The organism is Streptomyces sp. NPDC006923, from assembly GCF_040635655.1.
Lineage (GTDB): Bacteria > Actinomycetota > Actinomycetes > Streptomycetales > Streptomycetaceae > Streptomyces.
In genome coordinates, this window is sequence record NZ_JBEYIF010000005.1 from 512463 (window position 1) to 526845 (window position 14383).

Genomic DNA, 14383 nt, shown 5'->3' on the forward strand with positions numbered 1-14383 from the left:
CAGTCCCACTTCACGAACACGGATGGATACCAGCGGCAGAGGGGGGCTCAGGAGGGGCGTCGCACCAGTTCCACGCCGATCAGCTCCACCCTGGGAGTCCCGTCGTGGTCGATGAGCGCCAGATCACACCGCGCCCCCGTCTCGTGCACCTTCCGGGCCCGCACCACGCACCGCACGGTGTCCGTGACCGGGCCGCCCCGGTGCACCCGGCACTCCGCGACCGCCATCGGCAGTGAGGCGTCACCGAGGACGTCTTCGGCCCACAGCAGCGCGAGTTGCAGACCACCGTCGACAACAGCCGGATCCAGGTGCCAGTTGTCACCGCTCCAGCCGAGCTGACGCAGACCGGTCAGGGTGGCCACCGCTCCCTCGGCGCAGATTCCGTGAACCGAACGGAGGGCCTGGAACCCCGGTCCGTGGAAGAGCACCCGGCCGTCGTAGATCTCGTCGCGCGCCAAGGGGACCAGCCCCTCCGGGGTGTCCCAGCTCTCCCTGCTCGGGGCGCTCGCCTCAAACCCCAGGACTGCCCGGAAGTGCGGCCTGCCGTCCTCACCGAGCAGTTCGGCCTCCAGGTCCGACGGCGCTCCGGCCATCGCGGGACGCCCCTGGAGGGGGAGCCGGTGCCCCTGGGAGTCCAGTTGTCCCAGGGCGACCTTGCTGAACACTCGGAGGTCGCGCAGCACTACGCCCTCGGCGTCCGGCCGCCATGCCTTGGCGGCGCCGGTGAACCAGTCGAGAACCATCGCCACCGGCAGCACCGGCACTCCGTCGATGGCGTGTTCCGCGAGGTAGGGGTGGGTGCGTGAGTGGATCCGCACCTCCGCCTTTCCCGGCTCGGTGACACCGGCCGTCGAACCGAGGCCGTCACCGGCCGCGACGACCACCCTGGTGTCGGCGGCCGGATCACCCAGCTCCGCGGTGAAGGCGGCGGCACCTTGCCAGGTGGGGATCACAGCGACACCGGCCCGGCCGAAGTGCTCGGCCAGCGCCGGGGTGACCATTCCTCCGCGCCACGGACCCCACGCGATGGAACGCACCAGGCAGCCGGGCCGCCGGACACGTTCGACTGAGGCCACCTGGTTGAGCACCTCGTTGGCCATGGCGTAGTCACTCTGTCCGACGTTGCCGAAGACCGAGGCCACCGAGGAGAACAGGACGATCGTGTCGAGGGGGTCGGCCGCGGTCGCCTTGAGCAGCGCGCGCAAGCCGCCGGCCTTGGTGGCCAGGACCTGGTCGAACTGCTCGTCGGTCTTGTCGGCGATCAGCTTGTCGGCCAGCACTCCCGCACCGTGCACGATCCCGGTGACCGGCCCCCACTCCCGGCGTACTTCCTCCAGTACGGACGTCAGCGCCACGCTGTCCCGGACGTCCACCCGCACGTACCGGACCTGGGACCCCGCGCCCTCCAGCGCCGCCAGCGTCGCTCGTACCTCACGCGCCGCCAGGATCCCGCGGGCCTCCGCGGCGACCGCGGCGGGAGAGGTGTCCCCGGGGCGCTGCGCGAGCGTACGGGTGAGCGCCACCTCGTCGGTGGCCGTCGCCAGTCCCTCGGGTTCTGCGGCCGGATCGGTGCGGCCGAGCAGCACGATTCTCGGCCGGTGAGTCCTGGCGAGATCCAGCAGTGCGGCGGCCGTCACCCCGCGCGCGCCACCCGTGGCCACGATCACCGAGTCCGAGCCGATATTCGCGGTCGAGCCGGGCCCCGACGGCGCGGGCACCGCGCTGAGTGTGGTGCGGGTGCCGTCGGCACGGAGTCCGACCTCCGTCGCGGGGCCCCCCTTGAGCAACTCGCCGACTATCGCTTCGGCGACAGCGCCGGCGTCGCGTCCTCCGCGCTCGCAGTCGATCGCCTTGACCGAGGCGGCGGGCCATTCCTTGGCCGCGGTCCTGGCCAGCGCGGCGATACCGCCGAGCCATGAACGGTCGGCCTGGCGACCGTCGAGACCGAAGTCACCACCGGTGTCCTGCACCGTGACAAACACCCCACCGTCAGCGGCGAACCGCGCGGCGACCGCACGCGCCAACCGGAAGGCGCCCCTCTGGAGTTCCAGCGCCTCGTCCGGCGAGTCGATCTCCGCGAGGCCGCCGAGGTGTACGACCCCGCGCGTGTCAGGGGCGGGGCTGGTCACGACGGTCGCGCGGATACCGTGGCCGGTCAGTTTGGCGGCCACCAGTTCGGCGGTTCCTGAACCGCCGTCAATCACCGCGAGGGGTCCCTCACCGAGACCGGCCATCGCGAAGCCTGGCGCGGGAGCGTTCAGCGCGCGAACGACGAGCCTGCTCAGCACGGCCTGTTCGGCGGGATCCCGGCGTGCGACGGGAGTCTCCGGGACGGCGACGGTGTTGGTGTCCGGGGCCGCGACGGTGTTCTGGACAGATCTGGGGCTGGTGCTCGTGCCGGTGGTGAACGCGTCGACGATCTCTCGCAGCGAGCGGAGCTTCCCCAACTCGGCGACGTCACCCTCCGGCAGATCACTCACCCGCTCACGCATGGCGGACAGAATCTCCACCCGCTTGATCGAATCCACCCCCAGATCCGACTCCAACTCCATGTCTATATTCAGCATCTCGACCGGATAACCCGTCCTCTCCGCCACCACCGACAACAACAACTCCTCGAACCCCACCGGGACGCTCTCCGGGGGCGCGGCGACCGGTGGCGATGGAGTTACGGGGGTGGATGAGGGAGTGGGGGACACGGAAGGCGCGGGCGACGGAAGCACCACGGTTGCCGCGGCAGGCGGCGGAACCTCATGCGGCAATGCCACCTCGGGCAGTGTGGGCAGTACGGCCGGCGCGGGCGGCATCAGCCCCGTAGGAGCAGGCGCGCCACCGTCGCTCCGCGCCCCCAGCATCGCGGCGAAGGTCGTCTCCGTCATGCTCAGAAACGCCATATGACTGTCGATCAGCATGCGATGGACGGCGGCGTGGGCTTCTGCCGTGTGCCGCTGCGCACTCTCGATCATGGAGAACCAGCCGGCATCCGCAGTGGACGGTACGGACACAGCGGCCATGGGAGCCGGCACCGCTGACGGGACAGACACAGCGTTCACCGGCCCTGGAACCACGGGCGACACGGACGTAACAGCCGCAGGCACGGCGGTGGTCATCGGTATCGACGTATCCGCCACGGGTATGGACACCGGCTGCTGCCGGGGCGGATTCGGTGGGGGCAGCGCGGGGGCCCCGCCCACGGGCGGGTAAGGCTGACCGTAGTTGGCTCCGTTGAGCTGGACAGTCATCTTCGGCTTGCTCTCCTTCGCTGCCGGTTCGGGCGGCGCGTAGGGCGCCCACAGGTATTCGTAGTCCAGCTCGGTACCACGCACGGCAAGGCGGCCGAGGGCGTCCTGCAAAGTGGTGATTCCGTTGCGTCCGGTACGGTCCAGGTTCACCACCAGATGCTCGCGGTCGCCGAGGGTCTGCCCGACCAGGCCCGTCAGCGTGGCGCCGGCGCCCACCTCGACGAACGTCCGCACCCCTGCGCCGTACATCGCCTCGATCTCGTCGCTGAACAGCACCGGCGAGGCCAGGTGATCGGCGATCCTGCGCCGGATCTCCCCGGGTGACGAGGGGTAGGTCGAGCCGTCGGCATTGCCGTACACGTCGATCCGGGGCTCCTCGACCGCCAGTTCGGACAGGAACGCGAACAGCGGTTCGCTCGCCGAGCCGACGACGGGGGAGTGGAAGGCGGTCGCGGTGTTCAGCCGTCGAGTGGTGATGCCGTCCGCGGTGAGTCTCCGCTCGACGGCCTCGACCGCTTCGGTCGCACCGGAGACCACCACCTGGCTCGGAGAGTTGTGGTTGGCCACGCAGACGTCCGGGCCGCTGCCGTTGACGACGGCCTCGACCTGGGCCAGGCTTGCCGTGACGGCCAGCATCAGCCCCGGGGTGGTCGCCGCTTCCCGCATCAGCTCACCACGCCTGTGCCCGAGGCGCACCAGGGACTCGGCGTCCAGTACGCCCGCGGCATGCAGGGCCACCAGCTCGCCGAAGCTGTGTCCTGCCACGCAGTCCGCTTCGAGGCCGAGGCCGCGCACCACATCGAGCAGCGCGAGGCTGTGCACCGCCAGCGCGGGCTGCGCGTACTCGGCGGTGGTCAGCAACGCCTCTTGGGCGGCCCGTTCCGCGTCGCTGAAGACCGGCGGCGGAAAGACCAGCCGGTGCAGCGGCCGGTCACCCAACTCGACGCTGCCCAGCCGGTCCCAGATCGCCTGGGCAGCCGGCGACAGCATGGCGACATCGGCCCCCATCCCGACGTACTGGGCTCCCTGGCCCGGGAAGAGGAACGCGATTCTCCCAGCGGAGGCCGGGCCGGCGGCGTAGTGGACACCCGTCGGAGTGGTGAATGCCCGGCCGGGCTGCCGCCGGATCAGGGCGGCGGCCTGTGCGACCTTCTCCGACAGGTCGTCGGTGTCCGAGGCAACGACGGCGAGCCGCGCAGCGTCGCTCGCCCGGAACCTCGCTTGGCTCTCCCGTGCGATCTCGGCCAGCGAACGGCCGCTGTCGCCCTTCTGCTCCAGCAGGGAATCGGGCGACGGGCCACTGAACAGCACCAGCTCCGTGGGGGCGGTACGGGTGCGCCACGCCGTACGACCGGCGGACTGCCCTGACGGCGTGTACTCCTCCAGCGTGACGTGGAAGTTGCTGCCGCCGAAGCCGAAGCTGGAGACCGAAGCCCGGCGCGGATGCCCGGCGGACCGCACCCAGGGGCGCGTCCGGGTGTTCACGTAGAAGGGGCTGTCGCCGGTCGCCAGCGCGGGATTGGGACGGTCCACCTTGATCGTCGGAGGCAGCACCTTGTGGTGCAGGGCAAGGACGGCCTTGAGTAGTCCCGTCGCGCCCGCCGCGCACTTGGTGTGACCGATCTGCGATTTGACCGAGCCGATCGCGCACCACTGCCGGTCCTCACGGTCGGACTCGTTGTACACCTGGCGCAGCGCGGCGAACTCCGCGGCGTCCCCGGCGGCGGTTCCGGTGCCGTGCCCCTCCACCAGCTCGACGGTCCCCGGGCCGTAGCCCGCTTCCTCGTAGGTACGCCGCAGGGCCCTGGCTTGTCCCTCGGCCAGCGGCGCGTAGATCGCCGTGCTCTTGCCGTCCGAGGAGGTGCCGATCCCCCGGATCACCGCGTAGACCCGGTCGCCGTCCCTCTCCGCGTCGGCGAGCCGCTTCAGCGCGTACATGGCGATGCCCTCGCCGAGCATCGTGCCGTCAGCCGCGTCGGAGAATGGCCGGCAGTCGCCGCTGGGAGACAGCGCGGGCGTCTTGGAGAAGCACATGAACATGCCGATGTCGTTCGCGGTGTCGACGCCACCGCTGATGACCAGGTCTGATCGGCCCAGCGACAGCTCGCTGACGGCGGTGGACAGCGCCGCGAAGGAGCTGGCGCACGCGGCATCCGTGGTGTGGTTGGTGCCGTGCAGATCGAACCTGTTCGAGATCCGCCCGGCGACGACATTGCCGAGCATTCCGGGGAAGGTCGACTCGGTCCAGGGGGTGTAGTGCGCGGTGATGCTGTCGCAGACAGCCTGCGCCTCGGCCTCCGCGATGCCGTTCTCCCGCAGGGCCTTGAGCCACACCGGACGCTGGGTCCGCGCGCCCATGTGCCCCATCAGTTCCATCGCGGCCGCGCCCAGGATGACCCCGACCCGGTCACGGTCCGTCCCCGCCAGCCCGCCGGTGTCGGCGAAGACCTGCTCAGCCACCATGAGCGCGAGCAGTTGCGCGGTGTCCGTCGCCGATAACGTGTTCGGCGGGGTACCGAAAGCCAACGGATCGAAACCGACGTCCGGAAGGAACGCTCCCCGGCGGGCGTACGTCTTGTCCGGCGCGGTGGGATCGGGGTCGTAGTAGTCCTCCACCAGCCAGCGGCCGGCCGGGACGTCGGTGATCAGGTCCCTGCCCGCCACCACGGTGCGCCAGTATTCTCCGGCATCCGGCGAGCCGGGCAGCAGCGCGCCGATACCGATCACAGCGATGGGAACCTGCCGGCGGCGAGTGTCTGACATGCTCTCTCTTCCTTGGCGGCCGATGCGGTCAGGCAAGGCGGTACGGCGTGAAGGCGAACGCCGAGGGCGGTACGGGTACGCCGTGGGTGCGAAGCTGGTGGGCGCGGGTGGTCACAGCGGCGCCTTCAAGCAGGTTGAGCGCGATCTGCACCACCGAACGGTTCGCCGGTTCGGCCAGGAAACTGCCCGCGGCCCACCGGTTGAACGCGCCCATCGCCGGACCGCACCAGATCTGGTAGTCGGTGCGTCTGGCCGTGTCCCCGGTGATGGCCCAGCGGCTGGAGTTCCCCAGATACCAACGGAAGACCAGTGCCATACGGTGCTTGGGGTCAGCCTCGGCGCGGGCGATCTCCGCGGGGTCGCGCTGCTGCCAGAACTGCCGGGTCAGTGACCAGACTTCGTCGATCGGGGCGCGCAGCACATCCCGTTCGATCTTGGCGCGCAGCCGCACCGGCAGCTCCTCCAGTGACGGATACCCCCGGTATGCCTCGTAGAGCTGAGCTGCTCTCGGCCCGAACATGGTGCCACGGCGCAGTACTTGGAGCTTGACGCCCAACTCGAACATGTCGGCGGCAGGCGCCATGATCACATCGGCCACGTCCGCGTCGGCCAGCATCGCCTTGGCCTCCTCGGAGATGCCGGCTTCCGTGGCCACCTGGTTCACCGACCCCGTCACGACGTAGGCCGCCCCGAGCGCGAAAGCGGCGGCGACCCCGCCCGGGGTCCCGAGCCCGCCGGCAGCGCCCACCCTGACCGCCCGCGGGTAGCCGAAGCGGCGGGTCAGCTCGTCACGGAGGAGAAGGATTCTCGGCAGCAATGACCCGAGGGGCCGGTTGTCGGTATGCCCACCGCTGTCGGACTCGACCGTGATGTCCTCGGCGACCGGCACCCGTGCGGCCAGTTCGGCCTGCTCGGCACTGATCTCTCCCCGCTCCACCAGCGGGCGCAGCAGGTCCGGCGGAGCCGGCGAGAGGAACGCCGCAGCGACCTCGGGCTGTGACACCTTGGCGAACAGCCGCGTACGCCGGACGATTTGCCCGTCCGTGTCCTGGCTCAGCCCTGAGGCCGAGCACAAGACCACGGCCGGGGTCAGTCCCATGAAGGCCGACGCCGATATACAGGGGACGGAGTGCCGCAGCAACAGCCTGGCGACGCGGTACTCCAGTTCGGGCTCGCTCGGGGAGTGGATCAGGTTGACCCCCCAGTTCGACCGGCCCGCCAGCTCGATGGCCAACTCCCGCACCGCGCGCTCGACCTCGGGAAAGCCAAGACCTCCGGCCCCGAAGAATCCGAGCATCTCGGCCCGGGCCATCGCTGTGACCATTCGCGTCGTCGCAATGCCGTTCGCCATTTCCCCTGCCACATAAGGGAAACGGACGCCGTGCGCCTCGCAGAAGGATCTTTCTCCCAGCCATTCGGGATAGAGCGGCGGCAGCGTACCGACAACCTCGCCTGTGGGCCGCTGCCCCACCACCAGGCCCAGCTCCCGGCCGGTGGAATCGGCGACGATGTGCAGTTGTTCCCGAATCTGCCGAACGCAGGTCGCGATGTCCTCCGAGGTGAAGCCGGGTGCAGATGTGACGACCGAGCCAGGATGGGCTGAGACGGACACGGGCAGACTCCATCAGGATGTGTATCTTGCGTGAACCAGAATGTGCCTTCGATAGCGTTGCGGGCAGTGGGGTTCGCTCATCACCACCGCGAACTGGACGCCGTCGTCTGCTTCTTCGAGCGCACGCCGGCCAGCAGATAGTCCAGGTCCACTCGGATCCCGGACAACGTCGGCCCGAGCAGAGTGCGCACCCGGGTGTCGTCGAAACGCCGGCGGTGGTTCAGATACGGCGTGAATCCGGGATAGAGGTCCGCCACGGTTTCCAGCGGGGACGGGTCAAGTGGCCTCTTCTCGACCAGCTTCACCCTGATGGGCGCGAGTTGCTCCATCGCCGCGGTCATGGTCGTGGCCGGCACGTCGTGGTCGTGGACGACGTGATACGTGTCGACCTGCCCGGAGGGCTTCCCGCTCGCCAGTCGCACCATGACCCTGGCCGCGTGTTCCACCGGCATCAGGTTCAGGTGCCCGAGAGGATGACCGGGCACGCGCACCACCGGTCGGTTCCCTTCCGGGATACGCGGGCCCCCGAGGCCGATCCCTGGGAGGTCGACCCTGCTCAATGACGCCTGCGCGATCTGATCGATGAACTGCAGCGGATGCTTCGGCAGCTCCGGGTGCGCCGGCAGGTCGGTGACCAGGACACTCGGCCGCAGCACAACGACCGGACGGCCATGCGCCAGTGACCATGCGCGCACCAGGACCTCGGCCTCATACTTGGACTGCTCGTAGCCGTTCTCAAAGCCGTACGCGTCATCCAGTTCGTCCTCGTAGATCACCCCGTCGCGTCGCGCCCCGCCCACGAAGGCGGTTCCGACGTGGTAGACGATCGGTCTCCGGCAGCCGGCGGCAGCCAGCTCCAGCACCTGCCGGGTGCCCTCGACGTTGACGCGGCGGAGCTGCGCCAAGTCACCGTCGAGGTTGATGTCGGCGGCGCTGTGCCAGATCACGTCCAGTTCGTCGGCCAGTCGCTGGAAAACGGCGGTGGGAAGACCCAGCCGCGGCTGTTCCAGATCGGTCTCCACGACCCGGAGTCGGTCGGGCAGCTCCGCGATCAACTCTGCGGGAGCGCCGGTCAGTTCCAGGAACCGGGCGATGCGCTCGAAAGCGCCGCCCGATCCGGCGTGCGCGAGGACGGTCAACGAGTGGTGCCGCCCGAACAGCTCACGAACGAGACGTAACCCGAGGAACCCGGTCGCACCGGTAAGAGCAACGTGCACTTTCGGGGCTCCAAGCCTCAGGTGGACGGGCATCAGGCAGTCGTCTTCGATGAAGCAGGGTGGACACGGTCCGCTCGGACCCTTGCAGGACACCCTTGGCCGTGGAGATCCAATGGATCACGAGAGCGTTGCACGTCAATCAGGATCCCTGTAGATCACCCCAATGGTTGGATGGGGCAGATCTTTCACTCGAAAGAGTTAGGGGCCCGACAGGGCTTGGGGCTCACCGCAGCGCCTCCGGCGCCGAGCTGACGTTTCTTCCTGGCGATGATCCTTACGTACGCGAGCTGAGCGTCCGCTTCCGCACGTCGGCCAGTATGGCGGCCTGCCGGCGGGGGCGGGCAGGGTCGCCTCGACGCGTTTCTGGACGGTGCGCACAGGCTGAGGCCGCTGTGGACGCATACGGTGCACTGGGTGCCGGAGTGCGTTCACCTGGCCCGTCCGAATGGTGAGGCTGCGTCGTCGCGAGCCGGCCTCCCCCGGTGGTGGCCGACTCGACCAGGCCATGCCCGCCGCGGGGGCTCCTCCGCGCGTGAAGCACGTTATCCAAGGCCCGCTGCGCGAGGGACTCACCGGTGGATTCGTCCAGAGCTCGAACGGGGCGCTGTGGCCTTCCCTGGATCTTGTCCTGCCATCGTCCGAGCCAGTCGCGAGCCTGCCCAATCCGGTTGACTCGCAAGTGCACGGCAGCGGCCAGTCCCCGTGCCACCGAGTTGGAGGTCGGCAGCGGGTTCCGCCGCGCGTACTCAGTCCGGGCCGGGCTTTGTCCGGCGGCATAGGCGATCGGCGCGGAGGTCGTGCTGTCCACAGGGACTCCAGGCACGCTTTCGGGCCCTGCGGTCCACCGTGATCCGGACTGTCCCCGCAGGATGCCACAGTCCGCCATGGCAGTAGCGGCATCTGTCACCTCCCCCGAGGAAGCCGCTTGTGAAGACCTCGCCTTGCTCCACGGAGCCCCAACTCCACCGGGAAAACCCGACGTCTGACTCAGAAGCGCCTTCTCGTCGGCCGACACGCTACAAATCTTCTTCGCCTTGCACTTCGTGCGGAGAGCATGCTCTTTTGCATTCGCGATTTCATAACGGCTTGGGCTGGAGTGACTCAGGTCACCAAATCTGTGTCTCGTCTTTTCGGGAACCGCATCCGTCTGAGCGGTCGCGCAAGTGCGGCTGGATCCGCCACCACCAGATGGGGCGCGCGGAGGGCCCGCCCACACCCCGAGAGGTCAGGACAACAAAGAAACCCCGGGCCGCTGGCCTGGGGCTTTTGTGTGGAGCGGGTGACGAGAATCGAACTCGCGCTCTGAGCTTGGGAATCAACGACGCTCCGGAGTACCGCAGCGCTCTGACCAGGGATTACTTGGGTCCACGAGCGATACTGGAGTGGGTTGGATTGACCGTTTTTGACCCCGGTGTACCGCCCTGAAGGGCTGGGGCGGGGCTGACCCGTCAGAGAGCGATAGCGGGACGGCTGGGTGGCCCGAGCCGATACGACGGGGGACTTCCGTCCAGAGCCGCAGCCAGAGCCAGTCCGCTCTCGCGAACGGTTCGGTCCCTCTGTCCACCCGCGCATGCTTGCCCGATGGCGTGGGATGAGACCAGGAGTACTGAGGTCGCACCTCTTGACGAAGTTGGCCGCGGCTACCAGCCGCTAGGTCGATCCAGGCGATCATCTTCTTGTTGCCGCGTACGGCCAATGGAGCGCCTTGCAGTTGAGTACGAAGACCCAATGGCCGCTGCCTGTGATCACCGGCCCGCTTCCTCGTGAGGCCCTGGCATCGCGCCCTCTGGCGGCGCGGTGCTCGTGCACGGCGTCGAGATCTTTCAGCTCCTCAAGCATCGCCATGCGCTCGCCCTCGGTTGCCGGGCCATGTGCTCGCTGGAGCCAGGTGATTCGACATAAGGCCAGCTTGTTGGGGGGTTGCGTCGCTAACCCGGTGATCCCTCACTGTGTCCCGCAGCCGGGCACTCGTCCGGGCCCCTCGACTTGCTGGAGAACACATGCCCACCGAACGCACTGCGATTGCCGCACTGGGCGCAACCGTGGCCGCTCTGATCGCTGTCAGCCATCCCGCACTCATTCCAGCGATGTCGATCGCCCTGGCCGTCTGGGTGGCGCTCGCGCTCTACTTGAAGCTTTGATGCTCCGTTCAGTCACGCATGTTAGGGAGACCGAATGAAGAACGAATCAGACCGGACGCAGGAGATGGCGTGGGGGGATAGCGATGCACCCTCAGCTCTGCAAGCGCCCTCGCCCGTCGACTGGGGAGCGGACCACGAGGATCCGACCACGCTGGACATCCCGGATTCGCTGCCCGTCGGCTGGGCGGCAACCGACGACGTACCACGCGCCTTGTACATCCTCGATTCGACTGAAGACTGACCCGAGTACGGCTCTTACCCCGGTCGCGGGTCTGAGCGGTCTGCCCAGCTGATGCGCACCCGGCGCCATTGCTCCGCGGCCTCAGTCGGCCGGTGAGTGAACCGACGTGTTAACCACGGCGTGGAAGGGCCCACCGAGAACGGTGGGCCCTTCGATTTGTGCCCGGTGATGCACTGGCAGAGGATAGGAGATTCGAACTTGTGAGGGGGCTGCCCCAACATGCTTCCCAGGTCTTCGTCCCGGGTGTCCGGTGCGTTCGGGAGCGTTCTGACCTGCGGTGGAGCCGGGACGGGGGCCCGAATGCCGCTGGACGCCGTTGACTGCAACCAGAACTGCAATTGCTTTGCCCTCCCCAGTCGGTCCGGGACTCCGACGGCCCGGGCGATCAGTTGTAGGTGCACACTAGGGTCGAACCACCCACGGATACCGAAGTGAGGGCCGGTGGCTATCAGGGACGTGGACCGGAAGCTCCTCTGGGGGAGGTCCGGGAACGAGTGCGCCTTCCCTGGCTGTTGGCAGGAACTCACGGTTGACCTGGGCGCCGAACCGGCGCTGCAGAAAGCGGTCGTGCTGGGGGAAGAGGCGCATATCGTCGCTAGGGAGGATGAGGGACCGAGGGGCGATCCCGGGGTGCCTCTCGCTGACCGGAACGCATACGACAACCTCATTCTGCTCTGCCCGACTCACCACACACTGGTTGACAAGGATCACGGGTCTGATTTCCCCGTGGACGCCCTCCTGGCGATGAAACGCGCCCATGAGGCTGCCGTGGTGCAGCGCCGGGTGCTTCATGGGTCCGCCGCGAACGAGCCGACCAGACGGGAGGCGCTGCTCGCTGACTTGTCCACCAGCCGGGGTCGGTTGGTGAGTCGTTGGATCGCTGTTGGACTGGACCCCGAACAGGCGGAGGAGTTGGCCGACGACAGTACGGTCGGTTTGTTTCCGGAGTTCGAGCAGTTCCACGCAGGACGTAGGTTCGCCGTTCTGACAGGTGACTTCGGCTCAGGGAAGACTGTGGCGCTAGAGCGGGAGTACCAAGCCTCGGCACTGCGGGCCATCGACAACGCCGACGAGCCGTTGCCGGTCCACCTGTCCGCGAAGCGGACCGGACCAGACTTCCTGCGGGCCCTTAATGAGCAGATCACACGGTTTCCCGGTGCCCACAGCGAGGTGACAATCTTCCTCGATGGACTGGACGAGTTCGGAGCCGGACGCTCGGCAGAGATTGTTGATGACCTCCAGACCTGGCTCTACAGCGCGCCCGGCCGTAAAGTTCTGGCCTCCAGCCGCCCGGACAACAATCTCCGGGCTCACGACTGTCTCAGCCTGCCTGCACTCTCAGGCACCGAACTCGGCGACCTTCTTGAAAGGGTGGGAGCCCCGCGAGACTTGGCTTGGCATCCCAACCCCGAGATCCGCGACGCACTGCACCGCCCCCTTTTCGCTCTGATCGCTGCCGACTGCCGCAAGGCTGGCTCGCAGGTGCCCAACTCGCGAGGATCCTTCCTCGCCGCCCTTGTCGAACGGGCTCTCAACCGGACCTCGGGGCTTGGCTCAGATACGCAAGCCCTGCTTGCCCGGCTCGGACGGCTCACTCTGGATGTCGGCGGCGGAGTGCCGGCTGGCGAGGTTGGTACCAGCGAGGAGCAGGCGCGACTTGTCCAGACCCGCCTGGTTGTCCACCGCAATCGCATGTTCACCTTCGCGTTGCCCGTGCTCGGACAGTACTTCGGTGGCCAGTACGTACTGGACAACGGACTGCCCGAGCTCGTGCAATTCTCACCACAGCGTCGGGACCGGTGGCGTGACGCGCTGACCCTCGTCGTCTCCAGCGGCTCTTGGGAACGTGTGACGGCGCTCCTCTGCGATCTGACGACAGTAGACCCGGGGCTGGCAGCGTGGATCATTGACAAGGCCGTCCCAAGCTATGAACGCGAACCAGTAGCAACCCTTCCCGAAGCCCTTGAGTGCGCCCGGCGCCTATCCGTAACACTCGACGCCTGGCTCGCTGGAATCGGCCGTGCGGGAACTCTACTCAGCTGCTCGGATGGAACGGGACGTGGGGTTCCTATTGGAGTTGGATCAGATGCTGGACATTCCACCGGTCTTCACGTCGTGTTTGCCGACCCCGCATGCTACGACCGTAACGAGCGCTTTTTCGAGGTCGTCGGACCGTCAGACTTGGAGCGGGGGGAGGTGAATGGTGTGAGGATCACGTCTTTCTACTGGGCGAATATGCTGTCCGATATGCTGGCCTGGCCATGGCGGTTGACTCTGTCCTGGGTGAAGAAGAGCATGAAGGTGCTTTTGGAGAGCAGAGCCTTCTTGCTCCCCGGTAATCTGGCCGCGTGTCAGGAACGGGCCTGGTCTCTGTCCCGACTGCTGACCGGCCAGAGCGGTCGCCTAGGCCACCTGCCCATTCCACTCGTCGACGTGATCTCTTCGATTGACGAGATCTTGCGGCTGGCTCCGAACGCTGATCAGGTCCAGTTTCAGCGAAATACCGTGGCGCTACGGACGGAACTCGTTGAACTCCGTGACCAATGCGCAGAACAGTGCCTTCCGACAATGCGCGACGAAAAGATCTACCGTCCCTATCCGGTGCCGGATAGGCCGCCTCACGCGGCTTCGAGGAGCATCTCCGGTTTGTACAGCAGGGAGGTGTTGACTGATCTGGTCAGGCACGTCTACTCCGACGCCTTGTCCATCTACGAGGACATCGTCACGGAGTACTTGTCGCCCGTGCAGCGGACCCTGCGGCTCGGGGGAGCGTTGCCTGTCCGGTTCGCATGCAAGATCAGCTGGCCTCCTGTCGGAGACAGCCGACGACTGGACATCGGGCCCATGTTCTCGCGCATTGTCCTTCCGTTGCCGTCCGGTTCTGCTTCACAGGTCGACGTCACGCAAGTGGACGATGTCAGCGCCGAATCCGACTACTGGCCCGAGTGGATCGATTCTGACGAGGTCGACTTCCGCCGTCTTCGCCCCAAGTCGGCCGCTTGGTCGGGCCGTAGCGTTGCGCACGAAACCCTCTGGGTGTTCAAGGACACTCCGGCCACGGCCCTCGCATACAACTGGCTTTCCCGGGACATTAGCGCGGTCGGTCTCTCGGACTCGGTCAGGACATCCTTCGAATAGGGTGTGTTGCGAAAATGCTGGTCAAAGCC

Annotated in this window: 6 protein-coding genes; 3 read left to right on the top strand and 3 right to left on the bottom strand. The window is 67.4% G+C overall.

The annotated features are described in order from the left end of the window. Positions 1 to 47: 47 nt before the first annotated feature. The 3 genes from ABZ707_RS13275 to ABZ707_RS13285 form a co-directional block, all read right to left on the bottom strand. Complete coding sequence (locus ABZ707_RS13275; RefSeq protein WP_360172478.1) at positions 48 to 6005, bottom strand: SDR family oxidoreductase; 5958 nt, start codon at positions 6003 to 6005, stop codon at positions 48 to 50. Between the two features lie 28 nt (positions 6006 to 6033). Continuing rightward, positions 6034 to 7617, bottom strand: coding sequence for a PfaD family polyunsaturated fatty acid/polyketide biosynthesis protein (locus ABZ707_RS13280; protein WP_360172481.1), 1584 nt, complete (start codon positions 7615 to 7617; stop codon positions 6034 to 6036). 80 nt (positions 7618 to 7697) lie between these two features. After that, positions 7698 to 8834 (bottom strand): SDR family oxidoreductase, encoded by a 1137-nt coding sequence (locus ABZ707_RS13285; RefSeq protein ID WP_360172484.1) that lies wholly within the window; start codon positions 8832 to 8834, stop codon positions 7698 to 7700. A 2000-nt stretch (positions 8835 to 10834) separates the two neighbouring features. On the opposite strand from ABZ707_RS13285, the gene ABZ707_RS13290 reads away from it, so the two are divergent. The 3 genes from ABZ707_RS13290 to ABZ707_RS13300 all read left to right on the top strand — a co-directional run bounded on the left by ABZ707_RS13290 (position 10835) and on the right by ABZ707_RS13300 (position 14354). Continuing rightward, positions 10835 to 10975: a hypothetical protein gene (locus ABZ707_RS13290; RefSeq protein ID WP_360172487.1), complete on the top strand. Its 141-nt coding sequence runs from the start codon at positions 10835 to 10837 to the stop codon at positions 10973 to 10975. Between the two features lie 34 nt (positions 10976 to 11009). After that, positions 11010 to 11216 (top strand): hypothetical protein, encoded by a 207-nt coding sequence (locus ABZ707_RS13295; protein WP_360172490.1) that lies wholly within the window; start codon positions 11010 to 11012, stop codon positions 11214 to 11216. A gap of 441 nt (positions 11217 to 11657) precedes the next feature. After that, positions 11658 to 14354, top strand: a complete 2697-nt coding sequence (locus ABZ707_RS13300) for a hypothetical protein (RefSeq protein WP_360172493.1) — start codon at positions 11658 to 11660, stop codon at positions 14352 to 14354. Positions 14355 to 14383 lie beyond the last annotated feature (29 nt).